General features: G+C 70.9%; 11 protein-coding genes. 5 read left to right on the forward strand and 6 right to left on the reverse strand.

All coding sequences use genetic code 11. The features are described from left to right. Nucleotides 1-9 precede the first annotated feature (9 nt). Entirely contained in the window at nucleotides 10-1,008 is a 999-nt protein-coding gene (locus RAH40_RS12125; protein WP_306597800.1) for an adenosine deaminase, read from the forward strand. Here the strand turns inward: RAH40_RS12125 and RAH40_RS12130 are convergent. Together RAH40_RS12130 and RAH40_RS12135 are read right to left on the reverse strand one after the other, a co-directional pair. After that, nucleotides 1,005-3,335, reverse strand: coding sequence for a PAS domain S-box protein (locus tag RAH40_RS12130; protein ID WP_306597801.1), 2,331 nt, complete (start codon nucleotides 3,333-3,335; stop codon nucleotides 1,005-1,007). The genes RAH40_RS12125 and RAH40_RS12130 overlap by 4 nt on opposite strands. Nucleotides 3,336-3,459: 124 nt before the next feature. Next, nucleotides 3,460-4,551: a BMP family ABC transporter substrate-binding protein gene (locus RAH40_RS12135; protein ID WP_306597802.1), complete on the reverse strand. Its 1,092-nt coding sequence runs from the start codon at nucleotides 4,549-4,551 to the stop codon at nucleotides 3,460-3,462. A gap of 110 nt (nucleotides 4,552-4,661) precedes the next feature. Between RAH40_RS12135 and ggt the strand changes: the two genes are divergently transcribed. The 4 genes from ggt (at nucleotide 4,662) to RAH40_RS12155 (ending at nucleotide 11,514) form a co-directional block, all read left to right on the forward strand. Further along, entirely contained in the window at nucleotides 4,662-6,362 is a 1,701-nt protein-coding gene (gene ggt, locus RAH40_RS12140; RefSeq protein ID WP_373432528.1) for a gamma-glutamyltransferase, read from the forward strand. Between the two features lie 100 nt (nucleotides 6,363-6,462). Then, entirely contained in the window at nucleotides 6,463-8,493 is a 2,031-nt protein-coding gene (locus RAH40_RS12145; RefSeq protein ID WP_306597804.1) for a M1 family metallopeptidase, read from the forward strand. Nucleotides 8,494-8,560: 67 nt separating this feature from the next. Further along, nucleotides 8,561-9,967 (forward strand): OmpP1/FadL family transporter, encoded by a 1,407-nt coding sequence (locus tag RAH40_RS12150; protein WP_306597805.1) that lies wholly within the window; start codon nucleotides 8,561-8,563, stop codon nucleotides 9,965-9,967. Then, nucleotides 9,964-11,514 carry a serine/threonine-protein kinase gene (locus RAH40_RS12155; protein ID WP_306597806.1) on the forward strand — a complete coding sequence of 517 codons (1,551 nt, stop codon included), beginning with the start codon at nucleotides 9,964-9,966 and terminating at the stop codon, nucleotides 11,512-11,514. Before RAH40_RS12150 ends, RAH40_RS12155 begins: the two co-directional genes overlap by 4 nt. Here the strand turns inward: RAH40_RS12155 and RAH40_RS12160 are convergent. The 4 genes from RAH40_RS12160 to RAH40_RS12175 form a co-directional block, all read right to left on the reverse strand. After that, complete coding sequence (locus RAH40_RS12160; protein ID WP_306597807.1) at nucleotides 11,471-12,901, reverse strand: PLP-dependent aminotransferase family protein; 1,431 nt, start codon at nucleotides 12,899-12,901, stop codon at nucleotides 11,471-11,473. The two genes, RAH40_RS12155 and RAH40_RS12160, sit on opposite strands and share 44 nt — an antisense overlap. Before the next feature lie 28 nt (nucleotides 12,902-12,929). Continuing rightward, nucleotides 12,930-14,771: a DUF5666 domain-containing protein gene (locus RAH40_RS12165; RefSeq protein ID WP_306597808.1), complete on the reverse strand. Its 1,842-nt coding sequence runs from the start codon at nucleotides 14,769-14,771 to the stop codon at nucleotides 12,930-12,932. Between the two features lie 12 nt (nucleotides 14,772-14,783). Then, nucleotides 14,784-15,821 (reverse strand): hypothetical protein, encoded by a 1,038-nt coding sequence (locus RAH40_RS12170; RefSeq protein ID WP_306597809.1) that lies wholly within the window; start codon nucleotides 15,819-15,821, stop codon nucleotides 14,784-14,786. Between the two features lie 84 nt (nucleotides 15,822-15,905). Then, nucleotides 15,906-17,480 carry a M20/M25/M40 family metallo-hydrolase gene (locus RAH40_RS12175; RefSeq protein WP_306597810.1) on the reverse strand — a complete coding sequence of 525 codons (1,575 nt, stop codon included), beginning with the start codon at nucleotides 17,478-17,480 and terminating at the stop codon, nucleotides 15,906-15,908. Between the last annotated feature and the right edge of the window lie 95 nt (nucleotides 17,481-17,575).

Genomic DNA, 17,575 nt, shown 5'->3' on the forward strand with positions numbered 1-17,575 from the left:
GAACCCCCCATGGATCTGATGGCCTACATCCGCGCCCTGCCCAAGGCGGAGCTCCACCTGCACATCGAAGGAACCCTGGAGCCGGAGATGATGTTCGAGCTGGCCCGGCGCAACGGCGTCGCCCTGCCCTACGCCAGCGTCGAGGCAACCCGGGCGGCCTACGCCTTCCACGACCTGCAGTCCTTCCTGGACGTCTACTACGCCGGGGCCGCGGCCCTGGTGCGCGAGGAGGACTTCTTCGACCTGGGCACGGCCTACTTCCGCCGGGCCGCGGCGGACGGGGTGGTGCACGCCGAGTTCTTCTTCGACCCCCAGACCCACACCGCCCGGGGCATCCCCTTCGCCACGGTGCTGGACGGCCTGGAACGGGCCGCGGCCCTGGCCCGGCGTGAGCTGGGCGTCAGCTCCCGGCTCATCCTCTGCTTCCTGCGCCACCTGCCCGAGGAGGAGGCCTTCGCGACCCTGGAGGAGGCCCGTCCGCACCTCCACCGCATCCACGGGGTGGGTCTGGACTCCTCGGAAGCGGGCCACCCCCCGTCGAAGTTCGCCCGGGTCTTCGCGCGCGGCCGGGAGCTGGGACTTCGCGCCGTGGCCCATGCGGGGGAGGAGGGCCCCGCCGCCTACATCACCGAGGCCCTGGACCTGCTGGGCGCCGAGCGCGTGGACCACGGGGTGCGCTGCCTGGAGGACCCGGCCCTGGTGGAGCGCCTGGCCCTCGCCAACACCCCCCTGACGGTGTGCCCCCTGTCCAACCTGAAGCTGAAGGTGTTCCCCGGAATGCCGTCGCACAGCCTCAAGCGCATGCTCGACGCGGGCCTCCGCGTCACCATCAACTCCGACGACCCCGCCTACTTCGGCGGCTACGTGGCGCAGAACTACCTGGAGACGGCCGAAGGCCTGGGCCTCACCCGCGCCGACCTGGCCGCCGTGGCGCGCAACAGCCTTCTGGCCAGCTTCGTGACGGACGCGGAACGGGCGCCCTGGCTCGCGGCGCTGGAGGCGCTCTAGACTTTCAGGTGGCCCCTGCCCAGCAGGCCCTGCGCCTGCAGCACGGCGCGGATCTGCCCCTCCGAGAACGGCTTTTCCAGGAAGCCCCCGACCCCCAGGGAGCGGAAGGTCTCCAGGGCCTCGTCCTCCATGCGGCCGCTGGAGACGATGATGGGGATGGCCGGCAGGAGCCGCCTCAGGGCGCGGACGAAATCCAGGCCGTCGAGGGCCGGCATGTGCAGGTCGGTGATCACGCCGTGGAGGACCTTCCGGTGGTCCTCGGCGCGCATCAGGCCGTCCACGCCGTCCACGGCGGTCACCACCTCGAAACCCAGGCGCCTGAGGACGATGGCCGCCATGGTGAGCACCCCGGCCTCGTCGTCCACCACCAGGAGGGTCCTCCCCTCCCCGGACTGCGCTGCCCCGGGCGCCTGGACCTGCCATTCGTGGTAGCCGGGGCGGGCCAGGGGGAAGTGCACCCGGAAGGTCGTGCCGTGGCCGGGTTCGGTCAGCACCTGGAGGAAGCCCTCGTGGCCCTTCAGAATGGCCACCACCGTGGCGAGCCCCAGGCCCGTGCCCTTGTCGATGGGCTTGGTGGAGAAGAAGGGGTCGAAGATCTTGGAGAGGATCTCCGGAGGAATGCCCGTTCCGGTATCCCGCACGTCCAGGACGAGGTAGGGTCCCGGCCTGGAGGCAGGGAGGGCGTCGGGGACGGGGCCCGCCACCTCCTGGACCCGGGCCTCGAGGGTCAGCCTCCCGCCGTCGGGCATGGCGTCCCGCGCGTTGACGCAGAGGTTCAGGAGGACCTGGTTGACCTGGGTGGCGTCCCCCCACAGCGGCGGCAGGTCGTCCCGGCCGATCAGCTCGACCTGGATGTTCTTGGGGAAGGTGCTTTTCAGGAGGCCGGCCAGTTCGGCGAGGATGAGACCGCTCTGGATGGGTTCCTTGACACCCTCGGTGCCCCTGGCGAAGGCCAGCAGCTGTCTCACCAGGGCGGCCCCGCGCTTGGCGCTGGCCTCCAGCAGGTCCAGGACGGCCGAAGGGGCATCCGGGAACTGCTCCCTCAGCGCCTCCACGCCCATCAGGATGGGCGTGAGCGCGTTGTTCAGGTCGTGGGCCACGCCGCCGGCCAGGGTCCCCAGCGCCTCGATGCGCTGGGACCGGTGCACGGCGAGGTCCTGGAGCCGGCGCTCCGTGATGTCCCGGGCGAGGTAGATGAACCGGGGCGACTCCCGGGCGGGGGTCACGTACTGGATCTTGATCTCCACCGGGATCTCGTGTCCGTCCTTGTGCCGGTGCGTGGTCGTCAGCTGCAGGGAGGGCGATTCCCCCGCCGCCAGCTGGGCCAGGTACGCGTTGAAACCCTCGGCCTCCTCCCCGGGCAGGAGCTCGGGCGCGGTCCTGGCGAGCAGTTCGGCCCTCGTGTAGCCCGTCTGGCGCACGGCGCCTTCGTTGACGTAGGTGAACCGGAGGGTGCCGGGCTCGAAGACGAAGGCGCCGTCCTCCGTGGCGTCGAGGGTCGCCAGCGCCTGGCGGACCTCGGCGGTGCGCGCCTCGACCCGGCGCTCCAGGTCGGAATTGAGGGAGCGCAGGAGGTGCTCGCTCTCCACCAGGGCCCCCTGGGAAAGCCGCAGGGCCGTTTCGGCGTCCTTGAGCAGGGTGACGTCCCGGGCCGTGGCGTACATGGAGCCGTCGGCCACGGGCACCGAGCGCCAGGAGAGCCACCGCCACGAGCCGTCCTTGTGAAGGTACCGGTTCTCGAACTGGAGCACCTTCTCGCCCAGGCGCACCTGCCGCTCCACCTCCCGCAGCGTCGCCTCCCGGTCATCGGGGTGCACGAGGTCCAGGAACGGCCGGGTGAGGAGTTCCTCCATGCTCCAGCCCAGGGTCTCGGTGAACGCCGGGCTCAGCCGCTTGAAGTAGCCGTCGGCATTGGAGATGCAGAGCATGTCCAGGGACAGGGTGAAGAAGCGCTCCCGCTCAGCTTCCGCCCGCCGCTGGCGGACCCGGCTGCGCCCCGAGGTCTCCGACAGCCAGGCCAGGATGGTCGTGATGGCGATGAAGAGCCCCATGCCCAGGAGGCCCATGCCGTCCCGCACCGGCTCGAGTCCGGCGAACCAGGGCAGGCCCCAGAGGACCACGGCGCAGGACAGGGCGGTGGCGGCCAGGCCCGCGCGCATCCCCCCGTAGAGCGCCGCGAGGATGACCGCAGGGTAGAAGGTCAGCCAGATGAGGTGCCCGCCCAGGGCGTGCAGGGGCCAGACCCGGGCCAGTCCGGCGAGGAGGACCAGGCCGGCGCCGAGGCCGTAGGGCATCCATTTCGAGCGTGGCGACAGCAGGGAGACCATCGTATTTTTCCTATCCCGCCCCCAACGGCGCATGGAAAGGAAGGGACTTCCAGGGCAGGGATTCTACCCTGATTCGAGGATGCGTCCCAATCTCGTTTTATGCTTGTCCGTGCTGTCGCTCGCCCTAGGCCTTGGGCATGACCCCGTCCACGCCCTCGACGTAGTAGTTCATCTTGTCCAGGTCCTCGTCGGAGATGTTCTTCCCGGCGGGCACGCGCACCGTCCCGGCCTGGTCCACCACGGGCCCGGCGAAGGGATGGAAGGTGCCGGCGCTGATCCGGTCGCGCAGCTTGAGGATGGAGGCGCCCAGTTCCTTGGGGACCTTGGGGCCGAAGGGGGCCAGGGCGATCATGCCCTTGTTGAAGCCGCCCCAGACGTTCTCGGACTTCCAGGTGCCGGCCAGCGCGGCCTTGACGGTCTTCGTGTAGTAGTCGCCCCAGAGGTGCACGAGGCTGGTGAGGGTGGCCTTGGGGCCGAACTGGGCCTCGTCGGAGTTGTAGCCGAACACGCCGATGCCCTTCTCCTCCGCGGCCTGGATGACGGCGGTGGAGTCGGTGTCGTGGGTCATCATGTCCGCGCCCTGGGTGATGAGGGTGAGGGCGGCCTCGCGCTCCTTGCCGGGATCGAACCAGGAGTTGGTCCAGATGACCTTGACCTTGGCCTTGGGGTCGACGCTGCGCATGCCGCGGGTGAAGGCGTTGATGCCCATCACCACCTCGGGGATGGGGAAGGCGGCGACGATGCCCGCGGTGTGGGTCTTCGTGAGCCTGCCGGCCATGACGCCGCAGAGGTACCGGGCCTCGTAGAACCGGGCGTTGTAGACGCCGACGTTGGGGGCCGTCTTGTAGCCGGTGGCGTGCATGAACACGGTGCCGGGGTAGGCCTTGGCCACGGCGAGCGTGGGGTTCATGTAGCCGAAGGAGGTGCAGAACACCACCTTGCAGCCGGACCTGGCCATCTCGCGGATGACGCGCTCGGAGTCGGCGCCCTCGGGCACGTTCTCCACGAAGGACGTGGTGACCTTCCCGCCCAGGTCCTTCTCCATCTGCCGGCGGGCCACGTCGTGCTGGAAGGTCCAGCCCGCGTTGCCGACGGGGCCGACGTACACGAAGCCGATCTTGGCGGGGGCCGCTGCGGGCGGGGCTCCCAGGAGACTGGCGGAGGCGACCAGGGCCGCCGCGCCGAGGGCCTTCTTGACAAGCGGATGTCGATTCATGGGAGCACCTCCTGGATGGGGCGGGCAGGGATGGGGATGGGTATCCCACTACCTTGCCCCTGGACGGGCCCCCTGTCGATCCTGTACGTTTAGCTATCTTGTCACGAGGTATGCCCATGCGATGGACCCTGCCCCTCCTCTGCCTCTGCCTCGCGGGCGCCGTCTCCGCCGCCGACCGGGTCACCGGGCGCGCCTTCGCCACCCGGTCCGAGGTGGCGGCCCAGCACGGCATGGCGTGCACCAGCCAGCCCCTCGTGACCCAGATCGCCCTGGACATCCTCAAGGCGGGGGGCTCCGCGGTGGACGCGGCCATCGCCGCCGACGCGGCCCTGGGGCTCATGGAGCCCACCGGCGCCGGCATGGGCGGGGACCTCTACGCCCTGGTGTGGGACGCCAAGGCGAAAAAGCTCCATGGGCTCAACGCCAGCGGCCGGTCGCCCCGCTCGCTCACCCTGGAGCACTTCCAGAAGCTGGGCCTCAAGCACATCCCCCCCACCGGCCCCCTGCCGGTGTCGGTGCCCGGCGCGGTGGACGGCTGGTTCATGCTCCACGGCCGCTTCGGCAAGCTGCCCATGAAGGCCCTGCTGGCCCCCACGATCCGCTACGCGGAGGAGGGCTTCCCGGTGTCCGAACTCATCGCGTACTACATGGGGCGCAGCATGAATTCGCTGGGCCGGTATCCCGGCTTCCGGGAGACCTTCTCCGTGGACGGCCAGCGGGCCCCCGCCTCCGGCGAGGTCTTCCGCAATCCCCGGCTGGCCAGGACCCTGGCCCTGGTGGCCGAGGGCGGCCGGGACGCCTTCTACAAGGGCGGCATCGCCCGGAAGATCGACGCCTACATGAAGGCCCAGGGCGGCTTCCTTGGCTACGAAGACCTGGCCTCCCACCACGGCGACTGGCTGGACCCCGTGAGCGTGAACTACCGCGGCTACGACGTGTGGGAGCTCCCCGGCAACGGCCAGGGCATCGCCGCGCTCCAGATGCTGAACATCCTGGAAGGCTATGACTTCTCCAGGATCCCCTTCGGCAGCCCCCGCCACCTGCACCTGGCCGCCGAGGCCAAGAAGCTGGTCTTCGAGGACCGGGCGAAGTTCTACGCGGACCCCGACTTCGTGAAGGTGCCGGTGCAGGGCCTGCTCTCCAAGGCCTACGCCGCCCAGCGCCGGGCCCTCATCCGGGAGGACCGGGCCGCCAGGCGCCTGGAGGCCGGCAACCCCGCCCTGAAGGAAGGCGACACCGTCTACCTCACCGTGGCAGACGCCGAAGGCAACATGGTGAGCCTCATCCAGAGCAACTACCGGGGAATGGGCAGCGGCATGACCCCCGGGGACCTGGGCTTCTGCCTCCAGGACCGCGGGGAGCTCTTCAGCCTCGAACCCGGCCAGGCCAACACCTACGCCCCCGGCAAGCGCCCCTTCCACACCATCATCCCGGCCTTCATCACCAAGGGCGGCGAGCCGTTCCTGAGCTTCGGCGTCATGGGCGGCGAGTTCCAGCCCCAGGGCCACGTGCAGATCGTCATGAACATCGTGGATTTCGGCATGGGGGTCCAGGAGGCGGGCGACGCCCCGCGCTGGGCCCACGAGGGCTCGCCCGAACCCACCGGCGAAAAGGGCCACCTGCCCGGCACCGTGCAGCTGGAGAGCGGATTCCCCCTGGAAACCGTGCGCCAGCTCATGGACATGGGCCACGGCGTGGCCTGGATGCTGGGCGGCTACGGCGGCTACCAGGGGATCCGCCGGGAGCCGCGGAGCAAGGTGTACTTCGGGGCCAGCGAAAGCCGGAAGGATGGCCAGGCGGCGGGTTACTAGCCCGGATCCCAGGCCGGCAGAGCCCGATTGGGCTGGTGTTTTATGTGGATTTTCGGCGTAGGATACAAGGAACCTCCACCAGCCCCATGTAAGGATCCGTATGCGCCTGTTCCTCGCCCTGGCCTTCGTCCTGTCTCTGGGCGGGACCGTCCCCCGCCTCGATCTCGCCCTGACCCTGGAAGGAGCCCCCCGCCAGGTGCAGGATCTGCGCTGGTCCGTGGGCCACGGGCAGCTCCAGGTGCCCAGCGGCACCGCGGACCGAGTGCTCGCCGGCGGCAAGCCCGTGGGCGTGTTCTTCACCGGCCAGGGCACCTTCCGTTACGCCTCCGCCTACGCCCCGGAGTTCCCCGTGTTCCGCCACAACATGGAGAGCAATTCGCTCCCCGTGCGCCCCTACGGCGCCAGGTGGGAGGAGGGGCCCGGCACCCTGGGCTTCACCATGAAGATCGAGGAGGGCCTCGTGCTGGGGATGCCCTCGGAGATCCTGGCGGCCCTGCCCGCGGCGCCCGGCCCTCTCAAATCCGCCTTCGACGCGCACCAGAGGAAGTTCTCCCTGGAGGCCCAGCCCGGCATGGCCGCCACCTACTACCACGGGAAGGAGCACCTCCTGGCCTACGCCGCGGCCAACGCGCCCGGCAAGCGCCTGGCCCTGGCCGAGGTCATGGGCGGCGACTACGCCGTCATCCACCGTTTCGACGACGCCTGGAGCCAGGTGGAGGCCCTGGATGCGGTGGCATCGACCTTCACCGACCAGCGCGAGTACCGCTGGTTCCTGCCCCTGTCCTTCCAGCCCCTGGGCTGGGTCATGGCCGACCAGCCCCTGCCCACCTACATCCTCCAGGACGTGGTGCTCAAGCTGGACGCGCGCCCGGAGCAGATGTCGGACCTGGCCGTGGACGAGACGCTGATGCCCTTCCAGCCCATGCGCATCCTCCCGCTGCAGATGCTCAACTTCGTACGCCGGGGCGGCAGCAAGACGTCGGTCCGGGTCGCCTCGGTGAAGGACGCGGCCGGCAAGGAACTGGCTTTCAGCCACATGGGCGACGAACTGCTGGTGGACCTGGGACGCACCGTGCCCGCGGACCAGCCCGTCAAGCTCTCCTTCGCCATCGAGGGCATGCTGATGTTCAACGTGGACAACTTCGACTGCTGGAAGCTGGGCGTCGAGCCCTGGTTCCCGCAGCCGGACATCGGAGGCCAGTTCTACACCATCCGGGCCCTGATCCGGGTGCCCAGGCCCTACGTCCCCCTCGCCGGCGGCACCACGATCCGCCGCGAGGCCGAGGGGAACCTGAACTGCCTGGAGGTGGCCTTCACCAAGCCCGTGGAGGCCTTCACGGTCTTCGCCGGATCCTACCAGGTCCAGGAGGAGACCCAGGGCGGCCAGCTGGTGCGGGTGGCCGCGTACCACACCCAGGGCTCCGGCATGCAGAAGCTCAGCAACCTCGCCTTCGGACTCATCGAGGTCTACTCCGCCCTCCTGGGCCCCTTCCCCTTCCGGGAATTCAACATCATCCAGGACCGCTCCTTCGGCTACGGCCAGGCGCCGCCGGGGATCATGATCATCACCGACGAGGCCTTCAGCGGCCAGATGGATGACCTCGCCAAGCTGTTCACCACCAACGTCAACCAGCGCTTCGCCCACGAGATCGCCCACCAGTACTGGGGCCACGCCCTCAAGGCCACCAGCTGGGAGGAGGAGTGGCTCCAGGAGGCCTTCGCGGAGTACTGCGCCGGCGAGGCCCTCCGCTCCATCCGGAGCAAGGGCGAGTCTGCCTTCGAGGGCGCCGTGGCGCGGTGGAAGACCAACGCCGAGTCCGCGGCCTCCGTTGCCCCCATCGCCCTGGCCAACCGCATCTGCATCATCAAGGACCCCTCGAACCTGGAGTCCAGGCGCCGCTACGGCCTGCTCTACGGCAAGGGCCCCCTGCTGCTCCAGCGCATCCGCGAGCGCGTGGGCGACGCGGACTTCTACCGGTTCCTGCGCCTCCTCCAGGGCCAGTTCCAGGGGAAGTTCCTCACCACGGCCGATGTCCAGAAGCTGCTGGAGGCGGTCACCCGGCAGGATTTCAAGGCCTTCTTCGACCAGTACTACTGGGGCCTGGCCCTGCCGCCCAAGGGCGGGCGCTAGCGTACCGCGCCGATCCGGAGCATCATGATTCATTCGCGCGAAGCGCCTTGGATGGGGGTCCATGCCCATGAGACCGTGGTTTCTGGCAGGTCTGGCCCTGGGGCCGGCGGTGCTCCACGCCCAGACGCCGGGAACCTCCGCGGCCCCCTTCTTCCTGCTCACCCAGCAGGCACGCACGGCCTTCACGGTGGAAGGCGCCGGTGCCAGGGCCATGGGCATGGGGGGCGCCTTCACGGCCATCGCCGATGACGCCACCGCCGTGTCCTACAACCCCGCGGGCCTGGCCCAGCTGGTCCGGCCCGAGGTTTCCGCCGTGGCGCAGGGCTTCACGCGCAACCTGGATTTCAAGGGGTTCGCGGGCAGCGTGGCCGGAGTGAGGACGGCCTTCGAGGACACCTACAACAAGGACCGGGACCTGGCTCTCAGCTTCGCGTCGGCGGCGGTGCCGTGGAAGTGGGGGGGCCGGAACCTGGTCCTGCTCCTCAGCTACCAGAAGGTCTTCGACTTCACCTACCGCAGCGACGTGTCCTACCTTGCCTCCACCAACGGGGGGACCACGTCGCAGGCCATCGGCCAGAGCGTGGCCCAGAACGGGGGCGTGGCCCAGTACTCCCTGGCCCTGGGCGCGGAGGTGTCCAGCCGCATCCTCCTGGGCGTGGCCGTCAACCGCTGGACGGGGCGTTCCGGGTTCACGTCGTTCTCCCAGCGGACCACCACGGGCGTCGACCACATCTTCGATTCCAATCTGTCCCAGGAGAGCACCTTCCAGGGACTCAACGCCACCCTGGGCCTGATCTGGCGCTCGGAATGGCTGAACCTGGGCTTCACCTACCGGACGCCCTTCCGGGCCACCTACGTCTTCACGAACACCTACACCTACCTGGACAACGCCATCGGCATCCCCGCCACCGAAACCAGCGGCGCCACCACCACGGCCATCAACTGGCCCGAGACGCTCACCTGGGGCCTGGGGGTCCACCTGGGGTCGCGGGTCCTGATAACGGCGGACTGGAGCCTCACGCCCTGGTCCAGGGCCCGGTTCAAGGGGGGCTCCCTGGACGGCCTCAACTGGTTCGACCTCCAGTCCCGGTCCCTGACGCCCAAGGCCACCGACACGAAGGTGGGGGTGGAATGGCTGGCCCTCGTCCGGCCCGGGCTGGTCGTACCCCTCCGGGCCGGCGCCTTCCGGCAACCCCAGCCCCTGGTGGACCCCCTCACCGGCGCCCAGCGGGTGCTGGAGGGCTGGACCGTGGGCGTGGGCGTCAAGATGAGGAACCTCACCGTCGACATGGCCTTGAAGGCCTCCCACGACCACCGCTTCATCTCCAGGTTCAACACGGACGCCCCCATCGGCGGGGTGGCCTCCACAGCCTACGGCATGGAGCGCCTGGCGGAGTACCGCCTCTACCTTTCCTGCATCTACCAGTTCCAGACCGAGCCCGTGCACCGGGCCATCGCCTGGGTCTTCGGATGACCTGGAGCCTGCCCCACGCGGCGCTGGCGGCCCTGCTCTCGGTCTCGGCCCCGGCCTGGTTCAACTTCCACACCGCCTACCAGGACGGCCTCGATGCCCAGAAGCGGGGTGACCACGCCCTGGCCGCCCAGGCCTTCGCCAGGGCCATCGACCTGGAGCCCAGGCCGGGCCGCCAGGTGAAGACCTATGGCCTGAACTTCCTCCCCGCCTACTTCCCGTACCTCCGCCAGGCGGAATCCCTCCTCGCCCTGGGCGACCTGGCCGGGGCGGAGCGGGCCCTGGCCCTTTCCGAGCGCCTGGGCGTCGAGCCCGCCGCCGAAAGGGAGGCCCTGAGGAAACGGCTCCGCCCGGCCCCCCAGCAGTCGGCCTCCCCCGCTCCGGCGGCGGTCCAGAGCCAGGTTGCCGCCACCCCCCCGGTGCCCGGACCGGTGCGGATCCCAGAGACGCCGGTCCAGGAACCGCCCGCAGCCCCGAAGGCGCGCGCTCAGGAAACCCTGCCGCCCCGCCCCGCCCCAAGGCCCGGGCCCGCGGCCACCCCTGCCGAGGCGCCCCCCCGGGCGGCGCTGCCGGTTCCATCCCCGCCGGCAAGGCCGCGCTGGCCCTGGGGCCTGGGCGGCCTGGGCCTGGGCGCGATGGGCCTGGGCCTCCTCTTCCGGAGGCGATCGCGCCCCTCCGGGGACCCGCCCACCCTCGCGACCGATCCCAACCTGATGCGCACCTTCGGGCCCTACCGTCCCCTGCGCCTCCTGGGCGACGGGGGCTGCGCCTCCGCCTACCTGGGGGTCCACCGCGGGACGGGGGATCCCGTGGCCCTCAAGGTTCCCCACCGGCACCTGGCGCAGGATCCCCAGTTCCGCGCCCGGTTCCGCCGGGAGGCCGCCCTGGGAGCCCGGCTCCACCATCCGCGCATCGTCCCCATCCTCACCCCCGATCCCGCGGAGGAGGACCTCTGGATCGCCATGACCTTCATCGAAGGCACCACGCTGGAGGCGTTCCTCCGGGCCCGGGGCGCCCTCCCCGTGCCCTGGGCCACCGCCATCGCCACCCACGTCGCTGAGGCCATCGCCCATGCCCACGACAGGAACGTCGTGCACCGGGATCTCAAGCCCGCCAACATCATGCTCAACGAGGCCGGGGCCTGGGTCATGGACTTCGGCGTGGCCCGCGTCCTCGACGGCACCGCCACCTCCTCCACCATGTTCATCGGGACCCCTTCGTACGCGGCCCCGGAATGCCTGGCGAATCCCCAGGTGGGGCCGGAGGCCGACGGTTATGCCCTGGGCCTCATCCTCTTCGAGATGCTCACGGGGCAGCAGGCCTTCGGCGGCACCTCGGCCTTCCAGATCCTGGAGGCCCACCGCACCCGGCCGCTGCCCGAGATGCGCAGCCTGCGGCCCGAGGCTCCGGAGGCCCTGTGCGCCCTGGTGGCCGCCCTCTGCCGGAAGGCGCCCGGAGAGAGGCCCGGGGATGCCGCGATCCTGGCCGTCCTGCGGGACCAGGCGCCTATCGCATCATGGCCACCGCCCGCTGGAGTTCTTCAGGGGTGAAGGCCGTGAAGCCCAGGCGCGTGGCGGCGAGGTCCTTTCCCGCGAAGTCGTAGTACCGGCCCTGCCGGAGCTTGAGCCCCTGAGACTGGCAGCCCTTGACCCAGGCGCTGAACGCGGCCGGCTCTTCCAGCGGGCCCCGGCCCTCCAGCCACAGGGCCATGGCGCCGCGAACCCACCGGAGCCGGTCCCCGAGGGCATGGCCCAGGGCGTCCTGGGCGGCTTCGGCGCGCTCGACTCCCGCCCTGCGCACCCGGAGGATCTGGCGCTCCATCTCGCCGTCCAGGAAGAGCTCGGACAGCGCCCATTCCGTGGCCGGATCCCCCTGCCAGTCGATGCGCTGCCGGGCCCGGGCCAGGAGGGCCGCCATGGAGTCCGGCACCACCAGATAGCCCACGCCCAGGCCCGGTGCGAAAATCCGGGAGAGGCTGCCGAAGTGGAGAACCTGTCCGGGGTCCAGGGCCGCCAGCGGTTCCCGGGCGTCGAGGTGGTCGCCCTCGGGATCCAGTTCGAGGATGGGAAAGCGCCCCCGCCGGGACAGCTCGAGGATCGCGACGCGGCGGGCGTCCTCCAGCCGCGCCCCGGTGGGGAAATGGCATCCGGGGGTCAGCACCAGGAGCTTCAGGGGACCTTCCCGGAGGAGGTCCTCCAGGGCCTCCACCCGCAGGCCGCTTGCATCCACCGGAAGGCCCCGCAGCTGGGCCGTGCAGGCCTGGCGCAGGCTCTCCCAAACGGCCGGATCCCCCGGGTCCTCGACCGCGACGGTGCCGCCCCGGCCTCCCACCAGGGCCTGGGCCGCGAGCGTCACGGCCATGGATGAGCTTCGCAGGATCAGGATCCGCCCCGGGTCCGCCTGGAGCGACCTCCGGCTGCCCAGGTGGGTGGCGAGGGCCTCCCGGAGACGCAGGAGGCCCATGGGGTCCCTCGACCCCATCAGCTGCGGCCCCTTGAGGCGCAGTCCCCGCTGGTAGGCGCGCCCCAGTTCCCGGAAGGGGGCGAGGCGGGCGTCGGCGCAGGCCTCCGAGAGGTCCATGACCACGCCCGCGGCACTGGTGACAGGGTCCAGGTTGTCCGGCAGATCGAACCCGGGCGGGACCCTGGCGCCCGGGGCGCCCGCGCGGCCATCCACGGGAAGCGAGGCGGCCACGAAGAAACCCGCCCGCTCCTGGGAGGTGAGCCAGCCCTGGGCCTGGAGTTCCCGCAGACCGGCCAGGATGGTGTTGACGGTCACCCCGAGCCGGGCGGAAAGCTCCCTCACCCCCGGCAGGGACATGCCGGGCCGCAGCCGCTCCCGGGCGATGGCCTGCACCACGGCGCCCGCGACCTGGAGGTAGAGCGGGCCGCGCGACTGCGGGTCCAGCCTGAGTTCAAGCTCGGTTCCCTTCGCCACGCCCCCCCCTGTCCTTCCCCGGTTCCATTCAGAAGGAATGATAGACGCACTGGAACACCGCACGGGCCTTGAGGTGCCCATCGGCCGCGGGAATCCCGAAGACCTTCACCGCCGCGCCCTTCAGGAGGGCCGTGGCGGGGCTCACCTCGGTCAGCACCGGATAGGGGTTTCCCCCGTACCAGTCCGTCGCGGGCAGGTCGGCCCGGTAGCAGACCGTCGAGGCGTCCATGTCCACGGTGACGGTGTTGGCACCTCCGGGAAGCATCAGCCCGAAGCCCGAGGACGCATACGCTTCGGCCACGGTGCCGGCCGGAAGGGGCAGGGTCTCCAGGACCGCCCACTGGGCGCTCCATCCCGCGGGATTGGCGGCGTTCCCCCACACGGCGTGGACCGTGGCCAGGGCCCGCATGGCCCCCACGGTTCCACCGAAGTCCACCACCGCGGCCGCGGCCCCGGCGAAGGACGCCGCCCCGGCCTGGATCCTGTCCGGGGCGCCGGCCTCCCACCAGGAGAAGCCCTGCTGGATGGTGCCAGCCCCACCGCTCCCTCCCGCGGGCCCGGCGAAGGGCAGGACCGGGACCAGGGCCGCGGCGTCCGTGCCCGTGGGACAGGACAGGGTCACCTGGTTCCCGTCCACGGCCGTGACCGTGCCCTTGAAGTCCGGGGAGACGATGTCCACGGACAGGAGCGTGACCGCGCCGTGGAGGGGGAAGCGGAATACCGGGATCGCGGTGAAGCCCAGCGCGAGGTTGCCTGCGGACAGGAAGCCCGGTCCCGCCTCGGGGGCCGGGGCCATGAAGAGGGTCTCCTCGGTGACGACGCCGCCGGATCCGGCGGTCCAGCCGTTGAGGGCGTCCCCGTCGAAGGCCGCCAGGGCCCGGCCGGGATCGACGCGGACCACGCGCCCCTGGATCTGGGTGCCGAGGAAGGTGCCCGTGCCGGCCCAGATGCGGGTGGCCAGGAGCGTCCCGTCCTGCTGCAGCGTCCCGCGCACCGAAACCGGCCTTCCGGGCAGCGCGTCCCCGACCGCGGAGAGGTCCTTGATCACCTTGCGGGTCCCGTCATCCACGTCGAAGAAGTAGGCCCCGCCCGCCGCATCCACGGTGACCCCCACGAGCTGGGGCAGGAAGCCGGCATTGAACACGCCCGCCCTGAAGGTGGGCGACATCTGGAAGGACTTCCTGGAGGCGTCGACCTTGTAGACCGAGCCCCGCAGGGGAAGGAGGTCCAGCCCGGCCGGGTCCGCGACCACGCGCTGGCGCAGGCTGTTCTCGAAATTCACCGTCCAGTAGACGGAGGCCAGCCTCGGCACCGCCGCGCCGGTCAGGAAACCCGGCCGGGCGGTGTCCCACTCCAGGTCCAGCACGACATTCCGGTCGGTGGTGACCACGAGGGGAGCCGCGAAAGGAACCGCCAGGGCGAGGGTCTTCGCGCCGTTCGCGCCGGAGATCCAGAGCTGCGGGACAGCAGTCTGGGCGGCCTGCGGGAACTGCGGGGAGGGCGTGGAGGACACGTTCAGGACGACATCGCCGCTGGCCGAGGCCAGGGTGACGGTGGCGCCCGTGTAGGTGCCCACCGGCGCCGCCAGGCTCCCGATCAGCTGGGTGGCACGGCCCAGCAGCGCGAGATTGACCGGAAGCGGCCCGGTCTGGGGCGCGAGCAGGGCCACGGGGGCGCCGCCCCCCTGGGGGGTCAGGGTCACGCTGACGATCTTCACGTCGATCTCCACCCAGTCCTGCGTGCCGGTGCTGGTCATGCAGACCGAGACCAGGCCCGTGGAGGGAGGAAGCGTGTGGGTTCCCCGGGAGGACGATGCGCAGCCCAGGACGAGGGGAAGGAGGGCGATCAGGAGACGGGAAGGGAAGGTCATGGAAGCTCCTGTTCAGCGATGGACGAGGCAGATCGAGGAGGCCCAGGCTTGGCTCCTGCCGTCCGAAAGCAGCGTCTCGGCGCCGTTCTTCCAGAGCACCGCGTTGCCGCCGTCGGAGCCGGAGACGTAGACGTCCCTGCCGTAGGGGGCGATCCCGGTGGCCTCGGAATCCCGCCCCGAGGTTGCGCGCAGGGTGGCCTGCACGCCGTTCTTCCAGGTGGCAGCCACGCGGGTCGTGCCCACCACCACGTAGCCCGCGGCGTAGACATCCCCGCCGGCCACGGCCAGGGCCAGGGCGGAGGCCGGGAGGACGCCGTCGGAAAGCGCGACCGGTTCGCCGTTCCGCCACAGGGTGGCCACCTGGACACCGGCCAGGTTCAGAACGTAGCCCGCCGTCAGGACCTCTCCCGCGTCCGTGACGGCAACCGCCGCGACATCCCCGGTCCCCGTGGCCGATCCGAGTCCGAAGGCCACCGTGTTCTTCCAATACTTCGCGCCCCCGTCCCACCCGGCGACGAAGGTGTCCGCGCCCTTGAGAGCGATCCCGCTGGCCCAGGAAAGGACCGCGCCGCCGCCCAGGACGGTGCCCTCTCCGTTCTTCCACCTTACGGCGAGGCTGTAGGGGGAGTTGCCGTTCACCGTCCCGGCGATGTGGACGTCCGCCCCCGACACCGCGATGCCCGTGAGGCCGACGCTGCTCGGGAGATCCGCCAAGGGCGCGCGGACCTCCGTCAGCGCCCCGTTCTTCCACATGGCCCCTGATCCCGGGAAGCCGGAGTGCCCGCCCACCGCGTAGACATCCGTTCCCGACACGGCCAGGGCCGAGACTCCGGCATGCATCCCGGCCTCGTTTTCCAGGGAGACCGGCGTTCCGTCCCGCCAGTAGAGGGCTTCCGTCCGGTCGTCCCGCGTGACGCTGCCTCCGACCAGGACGGAAACCGGCGCCTGGGGGAGGACCGTGTTCTCCTGGCTTCCGCCTCCGCCGGCACAGCCCAGGGCCAGGAGGGCAAGAAAGGGCAGCAGCGTCCGGACGGCTTGAGCGCGTTTCATGGGGAGCTCCGTGGGTATGGACCAGTCTGATCCCCGCTCCCCTGCCCGGACAGGTACAACTCCAGGATCCCGGAGGGTACAGCCCTACCTTTGCACGGGCGCCGGGGGCAGCGTCTCCTTGGTGAAGAAGGGCAGCCGCTCCGGGCGCTGCGCCAGGTGGATGGCCACGGAGGCCAGCACGGCGGCGGTGCGCTTGACGTCCTCGGGGGGCACCCGGTCGAGGGTGTCGATGGCGGTGTGCCAGGTGTACTCGAAGTACTCCAGCCCGTCCTGCACCACGCCGATGGCGGGCAGGCCCGAGGCGGTGAACGAGCTCATGTCGGTGGAGGGGCCCGTGAGGGACTTGGGGGGACGGTTCCGGGTGGCCGAGGCGCCCCGCACGCCCAGGTCCTGGAAGGGCGCCAGAAGCTCGCGCAGCACCTGGGACCCCTGGGCGGGGCCGAACATCGTGAGCCCCCGGACCTGCCCCGCGCCGCCGTCCATGTTGACGTAGGCCACGAGCTGGCCGAACTCCGGCTTGGGGGCCTCGGCGCTGCCGTAGTGGGCCGCCACGTAGGCCATGGAACCCAGGAGGCCGTGCTCCTCCCCGTCCCACAGGGCGAAGCGGAGGGTGCGGGCGGGACGGACTCCCAGGGCCTTGACGATGCGGGCCACCTCCATCATCACGGCGGCGCTGGCGCCGTTGTCCGTGGCGCCGGTGGCGGTGTGCCAGGCGTCCAGGTGCGCCCCCAGCAGGATCACCTCGCCGGGCCTGGAGGATCCGGGAAGGTCGGCGATGACGTTGTAGCCCATGCCGCCCTTGTACGCCCGGTTCGCGATGTCCAGGGCCAGCTCCACCCGGGGCCCGTCCGCCAGCACCCGGCACATGCGCCCGTAGTCCTCGTGGCGCATGACGAGGGTCGGCACGGCCTTGGCGGTGTCGTAGGCCCGGTTCTGGAAGGCGCGCACCTGTCCGTTGCGCAGGCCCGCGTCGTTCACGCGCGCCAGGGCGCCGGACGCCACCAGGAAGGCGTCCAGCTGGGCCTCGGCCTCCCGGGGCGGCAGCGCGCCGGCGCGCCGGGGCGCCGGGGTCCGCGGTCCCTGCTCCGGAGCCGCGGGATCGAAACGCCGGGCCAGGGCATCGTCGGCCAGGCGCGGGGGGCGCGGGGACGGATTCAGGGCCGGCAGGTCCTTCGGCGCCCCCGCCAGCACCACGCGTCCGCGCACCGCCTTGCGGCTCGCGTCGAAGAGGGCCGTGAGCTCGGCCTGGGTGGGCTCCTCGGGAACCCTGAGCAGGTAGGCGTCGCCCCTCACGGCGCCGCGGGTGGAGGGGGTCCAGCTCACCACCTCCACGCCCAGGTGGGCCTTGTAGGGCGCTTCCACGTGGGCCGAGCAGCGCTCGTTGGCCCAGCCCGGGTGGCCGAACTGCCAGGATTCGAGCTTGGCGTCCAGGCCCCATTCCTGGAACCGGCCCACGGCCCAGTCCGCGGCGGCCTTGTAGGTGGGGGACCCGGTGAGGCGCGGGCTGAACACGTCGGTGATGGGATGGAGCGTGGCCATGACCTGGGACCGGTCCAGCGCCTCCGCGCGAATGCGGGCGTTCAGGCTGGCGTCGATAGGCTCCTGGGCCAGGCCCGGCGTCAGCAGGGCGATGAGGGGAAGTAGGCCCAGACCATTCATCAAGCTCTCCATCGTTATACGATGGTAGGCCCGGGAGAGGCTCCAGGGCGACGGAAATCTGCGGAGCGCGCCGGAACCCGCGGGGCTCCTGGGAG

It is taken from the genome of Geothrix sp. 21YS21S-2 (assembly GCF_030846775.1).
Classification (GTDB): Bacteria; Acidobacteriota; Holophagae; order Holophagales; family Holophagaceae; genus Mesoterricola.